This window comes from Microcoleus vaginatus HSN003, from assembly GCF_022701255.1.
Taxonomy (GTDB): Bacteria; Cyanobacteriota; Cyanobacteriia; order Cyanobacteriales; family Microcoleaceae; genus Microcoleus; species Microcoleus vaginatus_B.
Genome location: NZ_CP031705.1, coordinates 209,488 through 227,913 on the forward strand (window position 1 = coordinate 209,488; position 18,426 = coordinate 227,913).

The 18,426-nt window shown below is 44.3% G+C and carries 16 protein-coding genes, 1 tRNA gene and 3 pseudogenes; 6 read left to right on the forward strand and 14 right to left on the reverse strand.

Translation table 11 applies throughout. The annotated features are described in order from the left end of the window. Positions 1-263: 263 nt before the first annotated feature. The gene (locus tag D0A37_RS00970; protein WP_242720166.1) at positions 264-953 is read right to left on the reverse strand and encodes a hypothetical protein; all 690 of its coding nucleotides are present in this window, start codon (positions 951-953) and stop codon (positions 264-266) included. Positions 954-1,082: 129 nt separating this feature from the next. Next, a complete protein-coding gene (locus tag D0A37_RS00975) occupies positions 1,083-1,925 on the reverse strand; it encodes a TlyA family RNA methyltransferase (protein ID WP_242720168.1) in 843 nt (280 codons plus the stop codon). 222 nt (positions 1,926-2,147) lie between these two features. On the opposite strand from D0A37_RS00975, the gene D0A37_RS00980 reads away from it, so the two are divergent. Then, entirely contained in the window at positions 2,148-2,387 is a 240-nt protein-coding gene (locus D0A37_RS00980) for a hypothetical protein (protein ID WP_242720170.1), read from the forward strand. Positions 2,388-2,483: 96 nt separating this feature from the next. On the opposite strand, the pseudogene D0A37_RS00985 reads toward D0A37_RS00980, so the two are convergent. Both D0A37_RS00985 and apcB read right to left on the reverse strand, forming a co-directional pair. Then, positions 2,484-3,439, reverse strand: a pseudogene (locus tag D0A37_RS00985) (IS630 family transposase). 374 nt (positions 3,440-3,813) lie between these two features. After that, entirely contained in the window at positions 3,814-4,323 is a 510-nt protein-coding gene (gene apcB / locus D0A37_RS00990) for an allophycocyanin subunit beta (protein ID WP_006634129.1), read from the reverse strand. Positions 4,324-4,663: 340 nt separating this feature from the next. Here apcB and glnA point away from each other — a divergent pair, with 340 nt between their 5' ends. Further along, positions 4,664-6,085 carry a type I glutamate--ammonia ligase gene (gene glnA / locus D0A37_RS00995; RefSeq protein ID WP_242720172.1) on the forward strand — a complete coding sequence of 474 codons (1,422 nt, stop codon included), beginning with the start codon at positions 4,664-4,666 and terminating at the stop codon, positions 6,083-6,085. 270 nt (positions 6,086-6,355) lie between these two features. Here the strand turns inward: glnA and D0A37_RS01000 are convergent, their stop codons facing one another. Then, entirely contained in the window at positions 6,356-6,622 is a 267-nt protein-coding gene (locus D0A37_RS01000) for a hypothetical protein (protein WP_242720174.1), read from the reverse strand. Between the two features lie 419 nt (positions 6,623-7,041). On the opposite strand from D0A37_RS01000, the gene D0A37_RS01005 reads away from it, so the two are divergent. Together D0A37_RS01005 and D0A37_RS01010 are read left to right on the forward strand one after the other, a co-directional pair. Beyond that, positions 7,042-7,650 carry a transposase gene (locus tag D0A37_RS01005; protein WP_242720176.1) on the forward strand — a complete coding sequence of 203 codons (609 nt, stop codon included), beginning with the start codon at positions 7,042-7,044 and terminating at the stop codon, positions 7,648-7,650. A gap of 70 nt (positions 7,651-7,720) precedes the next feature. Then, on the forward strand, positions 7,721-7,993 hold the full coding sequence (locus tag D0A37_RS01010) for a hypothetical protein (RefSeq protein WP_242720178.1): 273 nt from the start codon (positions 7,721-7,723) through the stop codon (positions 7,991-7,993). A gap of 40 nt (positions 7,994-8,033) precedes the next feature. On the opposite strand, the gene D0A37_RS01015 is transcribed toward D0A37_RS01010, so the two are convergent. Together D0A37_RS01015 and D0A37_RS01020 are read right to left on the reverse strand one after the other, a co-directional pair. Further along, positions 8,034-9,527 (reverse strand): IS5 family transposase, encoded by a 1,494-nt coding sequence (locus D0A37_RS01015; RefSeq protein ID WP_242717340.1) that lies wholly within the window; start codon positions 9,525-9,527, stop codon positions 8,034-8,036. Between the two features lie 419 nt (positions 9,528-9,946). Beyond that, entirely contained in the window at positions 9,947-10,249 is a 303-nt protein-coding gene (locus D0A37_RS01020) for a hypothetical protein (RefSeq protein WP_242720180.1), read from the reverse strand. Between the two features lie 156 nt (positions 10,250-10,405). Between D0A37_RS01020 and D0A37_RS01025 the strand changes: the two genes are divergently transcribed. After that, complete coding sequence (locus tag D0A37_RS01025) at positions 10,406-11,548, forward strand: IS4 family transposase (RefSeq protein WP_242720182.1); 1,143 nt, start codon at positions 10,406-10,408, stop codon at positions 11,546-11,548. A 9-nt stretch (positions 11,549-11,557) separates the two neighbouring features. Here the strand turns inward: D0A37_RS01025 and D0A37_RS01030 are convergent, their stop codons facing one another. Next, the gene (locus D0A37_RS01030; RefSeq protein ID WP_242720183.1) at positions 11,558-12,088 is read right to left on the reverse strand and encodes a hypothetical protein; all 531 of its coding nucleotides are present in this window, start codon (positions 12,086-12,088) and stop codon (positions 11,558-11,560) included. 279 nt (positions 12,089-12,367) lie between these two features. Between D0A37_RS01030 and D0A37_RS01035 the strand changes: the two are divergent. After that, positions 12,368-13,078 (forward strand): annotated as a pseudogene (locus tag D0A37_RS01035) (IS1 family transposase). Between the two features lie 37 nt (positions 13,079-13,115). Here D0A37_RS01035 and D0A37_RS01040 read toward each other — a convergent pair. The 6 genes and pseudogenes from D0A37_RS01040 to D0A37_RS01065 form a co-directional block, all read right to left on the reverse strand. Continuing rightward, a pseudogene (locus tag D0A37_RS01040) lies at positions 13,116-13,304 on the reverse strand (IS701 family transposase); the annotation flags it as partial. Between the two features lie 164 nt (positions 13,305-13,468). Further along, positions 13,469-14,548: a class II fructose-bisphosphate aldolase gene (fba, locus tag D0A37_RS01045; RefSeq protein ID WP_006633469.1), complete on the reverse strand. Its 1,080-nt coding sequence runs from the start codon at positions 14,546-14,548 to the stop codon at positions 13,469-13,471. Positions 14,549-14,741: 193 nt separating this feature from the next. Continuing rightward, positions 14,742-14,813 (reverse strand) — tRNA-Lys (locus D0A37_RS01050). A 67-nt stretch (positions 14,814-14,880) separates the two neighbouring features. After that, positions 14,881-15,750, reverse strand: coding sequence for an aldose epimerase family protein (locus D0A37_RS01055; protein ID WP_445242571.1), 870 nt, complete (start codon positions 15,748-15,750; stop codon positions 14,881-14,883). A 137-nt stretch (positions 15,751-15,887) separates the two neighbouring features. Continuing rightward, complete coding sequence (locus D0A37_RS01060; RefSeq protein ID WP_242720185.1) at positions 15,888-17,963, reverse strand: CapA family protein; 2,076 nt, start codon at positions 17,961-17,963, stop codon at positions 15,888-15,890. 12 nt (positions 17,964-17,975) lie between these two features. Beyond that, a complete protein-coding gene (locus D0A37_RS01065) occupies positions 17,976-18,131 on the reverse strand; it encodes a hypothetical protein (protein WP_242720186.1) in 156 nt (51 codons plus the stop codon). Between the last annotated feature and the right edge of the window lie 295 nt (positions 18,132-18,426).

Consider the following 18,426-nt stretch of genomic DNA (forward strand, 5'->3'; position numbering starts at 1 on the left):
CGGGGGCTTGTTTATCGAATACAGGTTTTTTATTTCTCCGTCCTGAGTCTGCGAAGGAATGAATCCGGGGGCTTGTATCCTGGATGCTTTCGGTCAGAAGAGCGTTATTTCTTAATAATCCAAGAGCTAGGATCTGACGCACCCTACTGCTTTTATTCTTATACAATTGTCAAAAAAGAATGCAACTGTAGCTAAGCTCCAAACCACGATTTTAATCAGTGATTCCCAATTCTTTAATCGAAAATCGAAAATCGAAAATGGTATTACCGTCTGGCGATTCTCACACCTTCCCTAAAATGGGCGATAGTCGCAATTACCGCTATAGAAAAGTAAAATATTCTAATCAGCCAAAAACAAACCCGCATTGACCAAGAAACAATAGTCGGAGCAATACCTGTGAACTGTACAAATCTGGAATTAACTTTTTTTTCAAAGCTGTCGAGGTCTTTCATCTCAGATTGTTTCGTCGGAATAACCGGAAACTGACCAGTATATACGTAATAACCGACAAAACCAGGCAATCCTACTTTTCTATTCAAAAATGAGTTAGTTAAGGTTGTAGTTTGCGGAGGCGATAATTTATCCGATTCTTCCACTTTGTCCAGCCAAGAATTATATCGAATTGCGGGCGTAATCATGAAAACTAAGGGGACTATAAGTATCAACAAAGCCGCACTAACTTTGCGACCGTATTGAGGGTGTAAAAGCCTTGTCGCCACACCCACTCCCATACCGATAAAAGCAAATACCAATATATTTAACAGTTCAATAATTTCGATACCCCTCAACAAATCGCCGATAATCAGAATTGTATATAATAATTTGTCGGCTAGTAGCAGAGCGGCCCACTTGATGAGAATTGAAACGCCTACAATAGTAGCTACAATTGCTACATACCCGATGCCACCTAGAACGTACAGTAAAATTGAGCCGGCTTGTTTGAATGATTGCATGGAATTATTCACTTTTGTGAAAGTTGAGGAGTCCGATTGACAAAACAACTTGAAATTTTAAAGCAATCTGGAGTTCCAAATTAGACTTTTAAAATTGATTAGCTTGACATCTTGAAATCAATCTACAATCTACAATCGATCGACAAGTTCCCGCGCGGCCGCTTTGGTGACTTGTGCGATCCGTTCTTTCACAACACCCTCTTCGATCGCCCTCTGGTCTGATTCTAGTTCGCGATCGATCCCCAACCATAAAAGATACTCGATATTACCCGCCGGGCCAAGTAAAGGCGACCACGTTAAGCCACGTTGCTGCCATCCTAAAGCTGTAGCTGCCTTCCACACTTGAAAAATCGCATCAGCTTGAGTTGGTGAGTCTCGCACTACGCCTTTTTTCCCGACTCTCTCGCGCCCTACCTCAAACTGCGGCTTTACCAGCAACACCGCTTCTCGCGGTGGTACCAACAATTCCCACAGCGCCGGTAAAATCTTATCCAGGGAAATAAACGACACATCTACTACCGCCAAATCTGCTTGCCCAGAGTCCCCATAAAGCTCAGTAGCAGTCATGTACCGCAAATTGGTACGTTCTTTCAAAATTACCCTCGGATCGTTCCGCAAGCCCCAATCTGCTTGACCGTAGCCAACATCTATGCCGTAGACTAAGGCGGCGCCGGCTTGCAGCAAACAGTCGGTAAAACCGCCTGTGGAGATGCCGCCATCGAGACAAATTCTGCCTGCAACGGGAATCGCAAAAACTTCTAAAGCTTTGGCTAATTTGTCGCCGCCTCTAGAAACATAGCGCGATCGCTCTTTAATCTGAATTTTTGCTGCAATGTCCACCTCAGTGCCCGGTTTGTCAACTACCTGCTGGTTGATAGAGACTTTTCCAGTCCGAATCAAGGCCTGAGCTTGCTGTCTGGAACTGCACAAATCTAGGCTGACCAATAATGTGTCTAGTCGCTGTTTAGCCAAGGTTTTTAATCTGTACGGATAGGGTGAAGAACAGTACCAGATTAGCACTTACGCACAAGCCCGACTGCTAATTTTTGGCGATTATTTTGGTTTGGCGATTGTCGCGGGGCGATCGCCCCCAGCTCACCTGATGTGACTGATATCGCTCTGAGTGTGTAGTTGGATCACAGATAAACATTCATAGAATCACACAATAATTTTTACGACTAGCGGATGATTTATATGCAGCTAAAAGCGCTACAAATACCATCAGGGCGATCGACCATGAAAACCATTAACTTTCCTATCAGAAATCCTGGCAATTGTCAAGAAAATCCCCTCGCCTTCGTCAGCGGTGACATCATCCACATTCTTTACCCCAATGGCGAAGTAGAAGCAACAACCGCCGAACAAGTCGATTTGCATCAAACCAAAAATCCCCTAGACAAATGCCTCGTCTGGGGATGTGTTGACGATTTTTAACACCAGTTGCCAAAAACAATGCAACTATAGGGAAGCTCCAAACCCTTAATTCAGAAGTCCTTACCAATTGTTAAAATCTTTAATTTATAGCCTTTCTCAAAAAGATGAGGTACAATAACAGCAGTGTGTAAACCAGTTAAAAATATTTGACGATGTAACTTGTCCGAACGCAAAATCTATGGCTTTTCCTAATTCTTGATAATTAGTAGTCTTGATAGAACGGAGAATGATTTTAAGTTTTGACCACAGATTTTCAATTGGTGAAAAATCTGGTGAATAAGGTGATAAGTATATTAATTTTGCCCCTGTTTTTTCGATCGCTTTTTTCACTTCTTCTCCCAAGTGAATGGGACAATTATCCATCACTACACAAGCACCTTTCCAGAGTTTTGGCACAAGTTTTCTGATAATAAAAGCTTCAAATGTAATTGCATCAGTTCCGCCTATTAGATTAACCGATGTCAAAATCTCATTGACTGACCTTGCTCCAATTATTGAGACATTTTTGCCACGTTTAGTTGGTTTTGACCCCTTGGCTCTTTCACCTTTTTGCATACCTAGCATATAACCTAACCATTGCCAAATTAACTCCCGATTCGTCAATGAATATTAAGTCTTTCAAACTAATCTCTTTAATTGTTTTCCAGAACTCACATCGCAGGATTTGAACTCGCTCTGTCCCTTTCCCTGAAGGGAAGAGAGTTTTTTTTGACAGTAATGTCTAAGAGTTTTATCATTCTTCCTATTGTTGCTCTACTAACAGAAAATCCAATTCTCCCATAAAGTAAATAACGGAGTTCTTCAAGAGTTGCATCATTATTTCCTTCAATCAATTCCGCCAAGATGAGTAGTTGCTCCGCATTCAGTTTGCCTTTGACTCCACATCGGTCAGTTCTCGGAGTAATGTTTTTTGTTTCACGATATTGTTTAAGCAATTTTTGTACAAAACTCAGGGCTACAGAAAAACGCTTAGCTATTGCTTTTTGTGAAATGGGTTCAGTATGATAAGTATCAAGGATTTTTTGCCTAAAATCAATCGAATAAGCTTTCATTTTTAACAATGTATGAAGTTTGGTACAAGTAAACGTGTTGTGAGTCAAGCATCGTGTGCTTTCAAAAAAATGCTATTATGTGTGGTATCGCTTTCGCGTGGCTTTACTCAACCATGTAATTATAGTTCATTTGATCTTATCTTCTCTGTTTGACCCTCACGAGTGAGTGTCAGTAACATCATACCTCATCTTTCTGAGAAAGGCTATAAAATTTTTAGTTTAAAATCTTTAATTTAAAATCTTTAATCTAAAATTGTATAACCCATAAAAAAAGATCGCTTGGAGGCTGTGATGCCAAAAAAAGCGATCGATCCAACTGCTACTAACTGCAAGCCACAAGTGCAATTTGCTGTTAAAAGAATTAGCAAATTGACTTAAATATCTTGTTCGCTCAATTCGCGCATCAAGTAATCAAAAGGCTGCTCCAAAAAAGGCCCCACAGACAAGCCAGCAGCTTGCACTTGAGCCTTAACCATCTCCTTCATAATGCCAATCCCCATCACCGTCGGGCCAATGGGAACGCTTAGAGAATTGTAAGTTTCCCGCAAACCTTGCAGCACGCGCTCGTCCAGCACGTCGGTACTTCCAGCCACCAGGGCGTAAGTAGCATAGCGCAAGTAGTAGTCCATATCCCGCAGACAAGCCGCGTAGCGACGAGTCGTGTAGGCATTTCCCCCGGGACGGATCAGTTCCGGCTGTTCAGCAAATAGCTGGATACCAGCTTGCTTGACAATTGCCGCAGCATTGCTGTTAATCGCAGCCGCCGCCTGTACCCGTGCCGTGCCCGTTGCAAAATAAGATTTCAACCGATCGATACCATCTCGGTCTAAATACCTACCAGCAACATCATAATTTTCAATCAGGCTCGTCACTGCATCGCGCATAAGTTTCTCTCCCAAAAATCTTTATCAATACTTTGCTATCTGAGACAGACCGCCTATTGTAGACTACTACAAATCGGCGTTTGATTAAGATTTGAGATGGGATTTTCACGAAGGGTAGTCTATCCGCCGCAAACTGTCGTAAAATTCAGCCGTTTGCCTTGTATGTTCAGCCGAAAAATAATCCACAGGGCAAGAATCTCAAACTGCCGCGCCGCACTGGGCCCCTATTTCAAAATTTTGTATCTATGGCTACAAAATAGTGGATACTGAAGGCCTACGATCGCCCACACAGTCTGAAATCGGCCGATCGCCAAGACACAACCAATATCAGGAGTAAGTCATGTTCCAGACACCCCAAGAAGCCTTAAACTACATACAAGAAAATAAGATCCAGATCGTTGACCTCAAATTCATCGATATGCCGGGGATCTGGCAGCACCTTTCCCTGTACCACGACCAAATCGACGAAACCGCATTCACAGACGGCGTACCCTTCGACGGTTCAAGCATTAGGGGCTGGAAAGCCATCAACGAATCAGACATGACGATGGTCATCGATCCGACCACCGCTTGGATGGACCCGTTCATGGCAGAACCTACCATCAGCTTCATTTGCAGCATCAAAGAACCTCGCACCGGCGAACCTTACAGTCGCTGTCCTCGCACCATTGCCCAAAAAGCCATAGACTACTTGCTTTCGACAGGTCTCGGCGATACAGCATTCTTTGGCCCGGAAGCAGAATTCTTTATTTTTGATGACGTTCGCTTCGACCAAACCCAAAATTCCGGCTACTATTACGTAGATTCGATCGAAGGTCGCTGGAATTCCGGCAAAGAAGAAGCAGGCGGCAACCTCGGCTACAAACCGCGTTACAAAGAAGGTTATTTCCCAGTAGCACCAACCGATACCTCACAAGACATGAGAACGGAAATGCTGCTGACAATGGCAAAATGTGGCGTACCCATCGAAAAGCACCACCACGAAGTCGCCACCGGCGGTCAATGCGAACTCGGTTTCCGCTTTGCCACTTTAGTACAAGCAGCCGACTACTTGCTGACTTACAAATACGTAATCAAAAACGTCGGCAAAAAATACGGCAAAACCATCACTTTCATGCCCAAACCGCTGTTTAACGACAACGGTTCCGGGATGCACGTTCACCAGTCGATTTGGAAAGACGGTCAACCTCTATTTGCAGGCGATCAATATGCTGGTTTCAGTCAAATGGGACTGCATTACATCGGTGGCATTCTCAAGCACGCACCGGCACTTTTGGCAATCACCAACCCCACGACCAATTCCTACAAGCGTTTAGTTCCGGGCTTTGAAGCGCCTGTAAACTTAGCTTACTCTCAAGGAAATCGATCGGCATCAGTGCGGATTCCGTTGTCGGGAACCAACCCCAAAGCCAAGCGGTTAGAATTCCGCTGTCCCGATGCCACATCCAACCCCTATTTAGCATTTGCAGCCATGCTGTGCGCCGGCATAGACGGCATCAAGAATCAAATCGATCCGGGCGAACCTTTGGACGTGGATATCTACGACCTTTCCCCTGAAGAATTGAGCAAAATTCCTTCAACTCCCGGTTCATTGGAAGGCGCTTTAGAAGCTTTAGAAAAAGACCACAGTTTCTTAACTGAAAGCGGCGTATTTACCGAAGACTTCATCCAAACCTGGATTTCCTACAAACTCGACAACGAAGTCAACCCGATGCGGCTGCGTCCTCACCCCTACGAGTTTGCTCTCTACTACGACTGTTAGAAAATTAACACTTAAAAATTAAAAGTTAAAAATGGTGATTATACCCTTTTTAACCTATGATTTTTAATTAATTAATAAGAACGCCGCCCTTAAAAGCGGCGTTTTTTTGGAATTTAGAACTTCTGGATCAACGCCCAGACTCTCCCGTTACCCGACACTATCTTGGCCACGCTGTTAGTAGTAGGGCCCATTGTAGCCTCAGAGACATCCTCTACAGCCCATGTATTTGCTTTCTCATCAACAATAAACCTGGGGGGGTGACAAAGAGGCTTAGGATATAGACCGAATAAGGGTTGCAGCCCTCAGACCTTGTTCATAAAAGTGACGTTTAGAAGGAGTTAAATTCATTAACTGTTGCATCTCCAAAGCATATTGTTCTAGATAATCAACCCACTTTTCGGCATCTACGCCAACACCAAATGTACTCCGTCTACGATATTTTTTCTTGGGTTCTTTGCGACGAGATACATATTTTTGTACCTGCTTTTTTTTCAATTCAGTGCCTTGAAATATTGCCGAACTGTAGGCAAGCGTCATCAGGAGAATCATATTAATAAGTCTGTTTCCTTTGAGGCTAGTCCCTTCAAGATTGGAGTTTAGACTAAGCAGGTCAAAAAGCGCGATCGCTGTGAGACTAGCGAACAGTTCTCAAAAACGGCCCTGGTCGCTGGCGACAAGCTATCAGACTCAACCCTAAGATAGATGCCAGCGACCGTTGACGTTCTCGGAGACTTGCAACAAGAGAAAAAAACTGTCTGCGATAGTTTCAACAGACAGCGTAAGGGTAGAAAATTGAGAATTCAGCAAAAAATCTCAAATCTACCTGCAATCTCTGTTTGAACAATTATACGAATTTCGTCAACAAGCTTATGAATGCCTTGGCAAGGCAAAAGATGCCACCTTTGAACTAGCAGACGCGGTAATGACGACGCGCCACGTCTCATGCGCGAGGAGATTTGGCTCTCAATCCCTTGTTTCGGCGTGAGTGGTCGAGCGCCTATGAAGCACTACAAGATTGTAGACCCGATCAAGAAAAATTGATGCAACTGTACATCCAACAGATGTCACAAGTAGAACGTCCAGTATTAGCGATCGATCATACGGCATGGTTGAGGCCTCATGCACCTACTCTCAAAGAGCGTACTTATGAACATCAACCGACAGCCTTGCCTCACGGCATACCTGTTGGTATCGGTCAGGGGTATAGTACGATCGCGTGGATACCTTCGACCATCGGCAGTTGGGCATTACCCTTAAGACACGAACGTATTACTAGTTGGGAAAATCCGATGGCTAAAGGCGCTGAACAATTGGCACAAGTGTGTGAATATCTTCAGAATCGACCCATAGCCCTATTTGATAGCGAGTATGGGTGTGCTCCTTTGATAAAAGCAACCGCTGCGATTGCCGCTGATAAACTAATGCGTATTCGTTCTAATCGTTGCTTGTGGTCAGCACCTCTATCTTATAGTGGTAGAGGAAGACCCAGAACTCATGGAAAGCAGTTTAAGCTTAACGACGCTCAAAGCTGGTGGGAACCAGAACAAACACTCTTTATCTCTTGAACCGAAACTCGGACGAATCAGATTGAGAAAATGGGATAACTTGCATTTTCGAGGCAGTCCCAAACATCCGATGACTCTGATTTTAGTAGAACGCTTAGAAGCTGTAACGGGTCAATTAAAAACTCAACCTTTGTGGTTAGTTTGGGTCGGCATCCAAATGCCATCTCTGGCAGAAATTTGGCAACTATATCTACGTCGTTTTGCCCTCGAACACTGGTATCGCTTAGCCAAACAAACCTTGCATTGGACTGTGCCGAAGCTGAGCACTCCCGAACAATGTCAACGATGGAGCGATTTGATGCCATTAGTGACCTGGCAACTATGGTTAGCTAGGGTTTGCTGAATAATCGATCGCAAACTAAGAACAGGAGCGATCGATATATTCAAGCAGAGTTAAATATAAGTTTTTTCTGTATCGAGTCCCCCCATCTATAATTGGGGATTATCTTCAACCCAAAAACAGGTGTTCTTTTTCCAAATAGACATAAAAACACACAAAAAAGCCGACGCCACCAGGTAGCAAGGTTCATTACCAAAAAACTAATTGCAATAACTGTACCAGATGTATTATCAAGTTTTGCCATCACTCGATTGAGACCGAATCTTCGTTTCCCTTGCCCAAACTTGCCCTCAATTGCATTTCTAATTCTCTCATCTTCCAACGCTTGCTTCTTTTTTGATTTACTCACATTTGCTGGGGGTCTTCCTAGAGGGGGCCCACTGAGCCTAATTCCTCTTTCTTTGCACCACGCTCGGTTTGATATTGTACGATAAATGCGATCTGCATGAACTGACTCTGGATAATATCCTGTAAATCTATAATAAGCTTCTACTTGTGCTTTTAAGTCCCCTGATTCGTTAAAGTTATCCCAGCTCATCCGGTCTAAAAATACATATCCTTCAAAACAACTGGCTGACAGTTTGGCTCCAAACTCTACGCTTTTCCCGGCTTTTCCTCTGACTATAGGACGAATATGGGGTTGACTTAAACTTACTATTCTATCCTCAATACTCTGTTTATCGTTGTCAAATAACCACTGTTGTTGGCGAGCGACTTCTGTGAGGACTAGCAAAGTTTTATATTGCTTTTTATTCAGACCTTCTATGGTCGCACCTAAATCGATTAGCTGCTCAATATGAGCTAGGTTTCTTTTGATGTACTGAAGTTGTTTTTTAATTGCCTGTCTTCTTTTGTTTCGGGTGGGTCGTCTTTGTTTGGCTACTGCTAAGTAATCTTTTCGGGCGAGATTACGGTAGGTTCTTGGTTTTTTATGGGTTTTTTCTTTGATTTGTTTATAGAGAATGTCTAGGATTTTTTCTGTATGAACTCTGGCTCCGTTTAATAGTCCTAAGTCGGTCGGATAACTAATATCGGCTGGGGCACAGGTTGCATCTACGATCAACTTACCGCGATTGGGTGACTCATTTTTGCCGTCCGAAGCCTTTTTTTTTTCTGGTTTGATTGGGGTGAGAGAGCGCATTTTTTCGACCATGCGTTCGTTGACTTTATTGATGAGGTTCGGACTGATTCGTTGCCGAAAGTGTACTAATAGAGATGGGTCAAATGCGAGTTCATTACTGTAGCTTGATTGACCGATAAAGTATTGCAGATAGGGGTTTTCGCGAATCTGTTCTACCGTTTCGCGAGCGCTAATTCCCAGTTTTTCTTTGATGATTAATGCTCCCAATGCCATCCGAAATGATTTGGCTGGTGCGCCCTTTTCTGTGGGGAAGTTTTGGGCATATTCTGCTTCAAACTCTGACCAGGGAATTAGTTCGGCCATTTTTACCCAACGGTTGTCTGATGACAACCTTCCTCCAAAGGGCAGTTCAAACTCGGATGGGGGACTTGAGGCAAGCTCAGCTTTTCTGTACACGCTCGCACTGGGTGATGCAAGGCTTTTGTACTATTTTACCTGTTTATCTTGCACACTTTCCTTGATCGGACGATCGCATAACCAAGCCGTGTAACCTTTCTGCACTTATCCAGCAAGCCCTAGCTAAAGATTTAGTGAAAGAAACTCGTCTACCCTGGCAAAAGTCTCTCTCTGAATTGACCCCTGGAAGGGTTGCACAATCAATGCTTCCACTTTTGATCGGGATTGGGACTCCCACTGTTGCTCCCAAACGCCGAGGAAATTCAGATGGATGGCAACCAGGAAAAGCTCGCACTAAAAGATGTCGCTATCCTGTGGTCAAAAAGGGTAAAGGTCGGTTCCAAAAATCACCAAAATCCATTAGTTAACCTGGGAATATCTCTCTAAATTCACCACAAATTGACTCAGCTAACCCTGAGTCAATTTGTGCTTAGTCTAAACTCCAATTCAAGATCGTAGCCTCCTTTTTTACAGTGTCGAAACATTTCTTCAATGCCCATCCGCTGCTTATAAGCATTGATTGCTGCTGGCAATGAACCTAAATCCGTGAGAATAAACCAAGCTTCTTTAACTTGATATTTCCCATAATTTCTTTTCCATTTACAAGCAAGCTCAAATCCGGTGGCAGGTCGCGTTTTTCTCACTCTTTTTCCTTGAACATACTCATAGGTTCCTGCTACTATTCCTAATTCATCTAACCGTTGCCAAATTAAATGTTCCATTTCGATACACTGATTCTTTTTGAGTCTCAAGCAAAACGACACACCCCTGGGGGGGTGACAACCAGCCTGAAACCCAGAGGTGGTGAGGATTGAGCCAATGTGTGCTAAAAAAAGATAGGCAGCATAATTGTTACACGCTTGCCTATCCAAAAAATAATGATACCAACATTTTACCAGACTCATTTAAAAAAACAACTGACCAAAGCTCAGTTTCTTGTAATGACAACTTTGCTATCTGTGATGCAATCAGAAAAACAAGTGAGATTAGAACGACTGGCACGGGTATTTCCTTACCCAATTACAACGGAAAGTCGGCGTAGAAAACTACAAAAATTTCTGGATTTACCAAACTTAACTATCTCATTAATTTGGTTCCCCTTAATTACTTATTGGTTGACCACTTATTGCCGCATTGGTACTCGTTTATCAATTGCAATCGACCGCAGTCAATGGGGGTGCATTAATCTCTTTATGGTTAGCCTGATCTGGGAGCGAAGAGCAATTCCATTATACTGGTCGTTGTTGCCCAAATTAGGAAATAGTAACTTCGAGTCACAAACTACCAATTTAGAGCAAGTTTTACCATTATTTTCAGAATATAAAGTCATCGTTTTAGGAGACCGTGAATTTTGTTCTGTTGATTTGGGAAACTGGCTTAAGGAAAAGGGTGTGTCTTTTTGCTTAAGACTGAAAAAGAATCTTTGTATCGAAACAGAACATTTAGTTTGGCAACGGTTGGATGAATTAGGAATAGTACCCGGAACTTCTTTGTATGTTCAAGGGAAAAAAGTGAGGAAAACTCTACCTACTACCGGATTTGAGCTTGCTTGTAAGTGGAAAAGGAACTATGGGAAATATCAAGTTAAAGAAGCCTGGTTTATTCTCACGGACTTAGGCTCATTGCGAGCAGCGCTCAATGCTTATAAGCAGCGGATGGGCATTGAAGAAATGTTCCGAGACTGTAAAACAGGAGGCTACGATCTTGAAGGAACAAGCCTCAAAGGGAACCGACTTATTAACATGATTCTGCTCATGACACTTGCGTACAGTTCAGCAATATTTCAAGGTAATGAACTGAAGAAAAAGCAGGTACAAGAATATGTATCTCGTCGCACAGAACCAAAGAAAAAATATCGCAGACGGAGTACATTTGGTGTTGGATTAGATGGAGAAAAGTGGGTTAATTATCTAGAACAATATTCTTTGGAGGTGGAACAGTTAATGAAGTTAACTCCTTCTAAACGCCGCTTTTATCAACAAGGTATGCGGGCTGCAACCCTTATACAGTCTATCTCGTAGACCTCTTTGTCACCCCCCCAGCGACACACCCTTTGATTTAAGCCAGTTTCCTAAATCAACCGAACAAAATTCACGGTCTCCTAAAACGATAACTTTATATTCTGAAAATAATGGTAAAATTTGCTCCAAATTTGTAGTGTGTGAGTCCAAGTTACTGTTTCCTAATTTTGGCAACAGCGACCAGTATAATGGAATTGCTCTTTTTTCCCAGATTAGGCTAACCATAAAAAGATTAATGCGCCCCCATTGACTGCGGTCAATGGCGATTGATAAACTTTGACCAACACGACAATAAGTTGTCAACCAATAAGTAATTAATGGGAACCAAATTAATGAAATAGTTAAGTGTGGCAAATCCAAAAATCTTTGTAACTTACGTCGCCGACTTTCGCTGGTAATTAGAGAGGGAAATACGCGGGAGAGCCGTTCTAATCTGATTTGTTTTTCGGATTGTATCACAGGTAACAAGATTTCAATCAGCTTAAACTGAGCTAACGTTAGTTTTTTTTCTAAATGAATGCGGTAGAATGTTGGTATCATTATTTTTTGGATAGGCAAGCGTATAACAATTTTGCTGCCTATCTTTTTTTAGCACACATTGGCTTAATCCTTACTCCCTCTTTGTTTCAGCCTGGTTGTTACCCCCCAGGGTAAATAATAGTATTGTTTTTAGATGAATGTCATCTACTTCATGGCGATCTGACAGGCTACGTTTGCGGTCTATCAGATAGGAGAATTGAAATTCCAATTACGGTAGTCCTGCATAGTCAGGAAAACCTGTTATAATTTACTTACTCAATCTGCCTTAACTTTTAGCTTATGAAATGTCCCAGGTGCGACTCTAAATATATTGTAAAAAATGGTCACCCTCACACTGGGAAACAAAGTTTTAAATGTCGAGATTGTGCCAGAGAATTTGTGATAGCTCCCAGACATCAGCCGATTTCGGAAGACACAAGAGAGTTAATAGATAGACTTTTATTATAAAAAATATCTCTGGCTGGAATTGTTAGGGCTACCGGAGTTTCCCCAAGGTGGCTACAATACTATGTTAATAAAAAGTTAGGAGCCGTCAAGAGACAAGTGGAAGTGAAGTCAAAAAAAAAGGGAAAGCTAACTACTCAATGTGATGAAATGTTGTCATTTGTAGGAGACAAGGGTAACAAGCAGTGGATTTGGTTAGCAATTGATGTGTTGACTAAAGAGATTGTAGGAGTATATATTGGTAAAAGAGATGAAGCTGGCGCGAGGGGATTGTGGGATTCTCTCTCGGCAGTTTATCGTCAATGTGCTGTCAGTTATACAGACTTTTGGAGTGCTTACGGAATAGTTTTTCCTAAAAAGAAACACAAAGCTGTAGGAAAGGATACTGGTCAGACAAACTATATAGAAAGATTTAATAATACCATGAGACAAAGAATATCTCGATTGGGGAGAAAGACTCTTTCCTTCTCTAAAAAACTCTCCAATCATATTGGAGCTATTTGGTATTTTATTCATGAGTATAACGCCAGTTTATCTATCAATTAAAACCATTTATTATACTGACTATGCAGGACTACCATGCTTGATGATTATCTAGCCCTATAACTTTCGCTATTGATGGTAGTGTTTTACGTTTTATGTCCGATATCATACCGACATGTAAGTACTTAAAAGCTTCAAAGCTCCTAACTTCTGGAAATATGTTTTGGTAAATTTGACAGTATTCATCTATAAATTTGACTGTGGGTACTGGTTGACGAGGCTCTACCATAGGACTGGCAATGCTTTTGGGGTGTGTCACTGATTATACTACCACAAGAGTGACAAAAGAGGGTTATAATCAACTCGCACAAACAAAAACCGGGCAACTTCACAGCTACCCGGCAATCCTAACTTTAGACTTCAGACAAATCTAAAATCTAAAACCTAAAATTCTTAAACAGCTACAGTCTTCTTAGCAGAAGAGCTCAATTCGCCCTTAGCATACTTAGCTGCAAAATCGTCCAAAGACACTTGCTTAATCTTTGTACCGTGACCAGCGCAACCGAAAGAGTTATAACGATCGCTACAAACCTTCTGCATATACTTGATCGACGGCTTCAAGAAGTGGCGGGGGTCAAACTCATCAGGCTTCGCAAACAAAGCTTCGCGCACCGCAGCGGTAATCGCCAAACGGTTGTCAGTATCGATATTGATCTTACGAACGCCGCACTTGATGCCCTTTTGGATTTCTTCCACAGGTACGCCGTAGGTTTCGCGGATTTTGCCGCCGTTGCTGTTGATAATTTCCAGCAATTCTTGGGGTACAGAAGAAGAACCGTGCATCACCAAGTGAGTATTCGGCAAGCGGCGGTGAATTTCTTCAATGCGGCTGATTGCCAAAATTTCGCCTGTCGGCTTGCGAGTGAACTTGTAAGCGCCGTGAGAAGTGCCGATCGCAACTGCTAGAGCATCAACGCCGGTTTGCTCGACGAAATCAACAGCTTGTTCAGGATCTGTCAGCAACTGATCGTGAGAAAGCGCACCTTCAAAGCCGTGGCCGTCTTCTGCTTCGCCCATTCCTGTTTCCAGAGAACCCAAACAACCCAGTTCGCCTTCAACGCTAACGCCGATCGAATGAGCAACATTCACCACATCGCGAGTAACTTGAACATTGTACTCGTAGCTAGCGGGAGTCTTAGCATCCGCTTCCAGAGAACCGTCCATCATCACGCTGGTGAAACCTTGGCGCATGGCAGAATAGCAAGTGCCGGGGGCATTGCCGTGGTCTTGGTGCATGGAAATGGGAATGTGAGGATAGGTTTCAACTGCTGCCAAAATCAAGTGGCGCAGGAAATTTTCGCCAGCGTAGGAGCGAGCGCCGCGAGAAGCTTGCAAAATCACAGGGCTGTTGGTTTCGTCAGCAGCGCGCATGATCGCTTGGATTTGCTCCATGTTGTTGACGTTGTAAGCCGGTAGGCCGTAACCATTTTCAGCCGCGTGGTCGAGCAGCAATCGCATAGGTACAAGCGCCATAGATATTCCTCCTAATTATTTGTGATTTTTGGGCAGTGAATTTTGGACAAGCTCAATTCTTACGATAATATTAAGACAATTTGCCACCGATCGCGCACTATCTTTCCAGATTTAGTTAAAAGTTCAAAAAACAAAATTTTGAGTTCCGAGCATTCAACTCAAAACTCAAAATTCTCAACTTACCAATTTTTTATGGGTCGCCCGGGATTTGAACCCGAGACCAATCGGTTAAAAGCCGAATGCTCTACCGCTGAGCTAGCGACCCGCGAAAACATTGTTACCGCACACAATTTCTAATAGTAGCACCCCTCATTTGAAATAGCAAGTGTTTTTTAAATAAAGTTTGCAGTCATGCGAACCAGCATCTGGCAAGTCGCTCCCGGCTGCAAATAAATCATGTGTTCGCCAGTGTTGAGGGCATTTCGAGGAGCAGTCCAAGGTTCCAAACAGTAAAAATCCTTGCCCTTCAACATCCAGAAAACCAACTTCCCATAGCTGGAGTTGTAACTGAGCGTGAGCCGCAAGCCTTGGGCCGCGTCAGTGACAGTAGCAGCAAGACCAGTGAGTTCGTCAAAGGAAATATCAATTTCATCCAACGTCGGGTCAAAAACCCCAGTGAAGTAACCCTTTTGATGGGTGTTCTGATCTCTGTACTGCATCCCCGGAATCTCAAAGCGGAGCTTTGATTTGTCCGTCGCCAAAAAGTACGGGTGCAAACCACTAGAAAACGGCATGGGTTCAGCAGACAGATTGGTGTATCGCTGAAAAATTTCCAAAGAATTGCCTTTAATCTGATAAGTGAAGGCTAGTTGGAAATCAAAGGGATAAACAGCCAGCGTCTTGTCACAGCTATCGAGAATTAGCGTAAGAGCGGCGCAACCCTCCGTAACTTGTTCGCCTATCCTCCAAGGCAAGTCTCGAGCAAAGCCGTGCTGTTTGAGCTGACGCTCCACTCCCTTGTGCGTGTAAGTATTGTCGGGGAGATTGCTGCAGATGGGAAACAGGATAGGAATCCCGCCACGTACAGTCAGATCCGGATTGGCGAACCGTTCCGCGTCCAAGTACAAGATTTCTTTGCCTTCAACCAGCCAGCTAGTGGCAATACCGCCCCGTTCCGGCACAACTTCTAGAGTAGAGTTAGCGGTTTCGTCGGAGAGGATATAGGTTTTGTACTGCTTTTGCTTGAGCGCGATCGCAAACACATTTGTCATCGGTAGTAGGTCATTGATCATTGGTTGTCAGTAAATCGGTCGTTAATAATTGGCCGCTAGTATCTTGATGTTCACCCATTACCGGCCCCATCCTCCCCCTGCCTCCTCGTTGTTCCGACCCCCATCGGTTAACCAATGCTCCCAGCTATAGGAGGCAGGGCGATCCGGTGCTTGGAGCGTTTGCTGCTGGTACCTGGAACGATTGCTGAGGTGGACTGCTGTTTGACTGCGACTTCAAAAGATACACCCCTGGGAGGAAGATAGCTTTGGGGACTCGGCACTGCTCCTTGACTGGGAGATGGGGGCGAAATAAACGGTTCTTTGATGAATGGCTCTTTTGTAAATGGCTCTGGTTCCCCGCTGGGATTTTGAGGTTGAGTGGGGTAGATGCGCGGTGGCAAATTTTGATTCGGAGGCGGGTTTGACTCAATTGCAGGCCCTGTCCCGTTTGGGAAAAATGAGGAGTTGTCCGACTGTTGGGGCGCAGCCGGCAAAGTCGGCAAAATCAAAGTAGGTTTGGGTTCTCCGGGACTCTGGAGATTGCTTTCACCGGAGGTTCCCCCGGAACTTTGCCCGGGCTGGTATGTACCGTTCTTTGCTGATCCTGGCAATGGAGAATTGGGAGTTTTTGGTGTGGCTCCTGGCTGGACTAGGGCTTCGAGAACTACAGAAGAGCGCATCGGTCGATCGAAAATACTAGAAATTTGCTCGACGCGTTTGAGGATGCGATCGGCTGCGGCTCCCTTCACCACTTTCGGCTGAAACTTTTTCACCTCCACAGGCAGAAACTCTACCTTCATATTCCTGTCTTTGAGCGATACTTTCAGGACTGCGGTATCGTAATCCCTGCGAGCATTCCCGCCGAATATAAAATTACCCAGCGAGTAAACTATCGGCCGGCCCTTGTAAATTTCTGCACCTTGCAATACCTGGGGATGGTGTCCCACTACCAAATCAGCTCCTTGGTCGATCGTGAACCGAGCCAAATCAATCTGCCAGTCCCCCGGATAATCTGCCAATTCGACTCCCCAGTGGTAATTAACAATAATCCAGTCTACCTGACCCCTAAGAGCTCGAATATCCTCTGCCACGCGATTGTTGCGGCGGGGGTTAGTGCCCGCTTTCCCTTGGTCGGCGGCGTGAAGCTCGGCATCGTAATAACTGAGGTAGGCAATCCGCTGACCCTTAACTTCAATAATATCTGGACGCCTCGCTTCTTTAATATCTCTGCCGACTCCCAGGTGTTGAATCCCACTATTATCTAGAGTATTCATCGTCTCCACCAGCCCCGGTTCCTCGTAATCCATAGCGCGGCTATTTGCCAGATTGACAATATCCACTCCTCCGGCTGTTAATACTTTCACCGATTCTGGCTCGGCTTTAAAATTTAATTGTTTTTTGCCAGACCCCAATGTAGAGCGAGTCAGGGAGTTTTCTAGGTTAACCATCGCCACATCTGCTTGCCGGTACTCGTCCATATTGGCGAAAGCCCATTGGTGATCGTTGGCAGCAGATGCTCCGACCGCATCCGATAGATTCACATTTCCTCCGAACATCAGCGTTACTGTTGGGTCGAAAGGATTAGCAACTTGCTTTTGCTTTATTACTGGTACCACTTCTAAGGCCGCTTGCACGGTATCCCCACGTTTTGGAGGAGGCCCCGACATTACCCCAGTTTGCTGGTACCCGGATACTGGGGATACTGACTGCAGGCTCAGGGCTTCGTGGTAGCTGACCCAACACCCTAAAATAAATGAGGCAAGTGCCGATCCCACTAGCAGCAGAGAACGATACGTTTTAAATTTAACCCAATCGACGACCGGTAGGGAACGGTAACGCCGCCGCTGGCGGTTTGCCGGAGTCACAATTCGCACTGACTGTTTCCAGAGAATGTCTGCATCCCCAGCCAAGCGCGCGTGAATTCGCACTCCTTCTACTGCTGGCGAGTTGAGTCTCCAGAGTTGGTGGCAAATAAATTTGACTAAGCCTTCCCGGAGTGTGCTCCCGAGTAAGGTAGTATCTGGCGCAAATTCGCGCTGGAATTCTACGAGGATTTGGACGCAGCCGGAATGAGCCTGTTCGACGCGGGCATAAATCCCTTCGGGGCGCAGCAAGCTGTCAATCCAATAATTTAGGGCTTGAAAGTTGCCCGATCGCGCTAGCTCCAAGATAGACGGCTGCGACCAATTTTCTGCGTACACCATCAATTAGCCTCCTTAATACGCACGAGCAATGACTCCAATTTGTTTTGAACGGAACCGCAATTCTTTTAGCTTAACCGCCACAGGTTCCGCTGCCCGTTTTGAAGCTAGTTGTTGGCCGCCACCATTTTCTACATTTAGGGGCGACCTGCTGTCAGTGATTTTTATCACACTCCAGTCTGTTGATTTTAGATTTTAGATTTTAGGTTTTAGATTGAGGAAAGAGGCGGTACTGTGGGCGATCGAACAAACGTCGTAACCAGAGGTTTCTGGGGGAGTTGAGATAGAAAAGAGCGAGATTTTTGAGGCAGAGCCTGTTTTTATTGTCGCTGTTTGAGTGTCGGTTTCAAGCTTTCGCTTTGAGATTTGAGATTTGAGATTGAGCCAAGAGGCGTTAGTGGGCGATCGAACAAACCTCGTAACCAGAGGTTTCTGGGGGATTTGAGGCAGAAGAGAGCGAGATTTT

Excerpts from the sequence above, each read along its gene's own strand:
- D0A37_RS00970 (WP_242720166.1), bottom strand. The coding sequence starts at position 953 with ATGCAATCATTCAAACAAGCCGGCTCAATTTTACTGTACGTTCTAGGT.
- D0A37_RS00980 (WP_242720170.1), top strand. The coding sequence starts at position 2,148 with ATGCAGCTAAAAGCGCTACAAATACCATCAGGGCGATCGACCATGAAA.
- apcB (WP_006634129.1), bottom strand. The coding sequence starts at position 4,323 with ATGCGCGATGCAGTGACGAGCCTGATTGAAAATTATGATGTTGCTGGT.
- glnA (WP_242720172.1), top strand. The coding sequence starts at position 4,664 with ATGTTCCAGACACCCCAAGAAGCCTTAAACTACATACAAGAAAATAAG.
- D0A37_RS01000 (WP_242720174.1), bottom strand. The coding sequence starts at position 6,622 with ATGACGCTTGCCTACAGTTCGGCAATATTTCAAGGCACTGAATTGAAA.
- D0A37_RS01010 (WP_242720178.1), top strand. The coding sequence starts at position 7,721 with ATGACTCTGATTTTAGTAGAACGCTTAGAAGCTGTAACGGGTCAATTA.
- D0A37_RS01020 (WP_242720180.1), bottom strand. The coding sequence starts at position 10,249 with ATGGAACATTTAATTTGGCAACGGTTAGATGAATTAGGAATAGTAGCA.
- D0A37_RS01025 (WP_242720182.1), top strand. The coding sequence starts at position 10,406 with ATGATACCAACATTTTACCAGACTCATTTAAAAAAACAACTGACCAAA.
- D0A37_RS01030 (WP_242720183.1), bottom strand. The coding sequence starts at position 12,088 with ATGATACCAACATTCTACCGCATTCATTTAGAAAAAAAACTAACGTTA.
- fba (WP_006633469.1), bottom strand. The coding sequence starts at position 14,548 with ATGGCGCTTGTACCTATGCGATTGCTGCTCGACCACGCGGCTGAAAAT.
- D0A37_RS01060 (WP_242720185.1), bottom strand. The coding sequence starts at position 17,963 with ATGGTGTACGCAGAAAATTGGTCGCAGCCGTCTATCTTGGAGCTAGCG.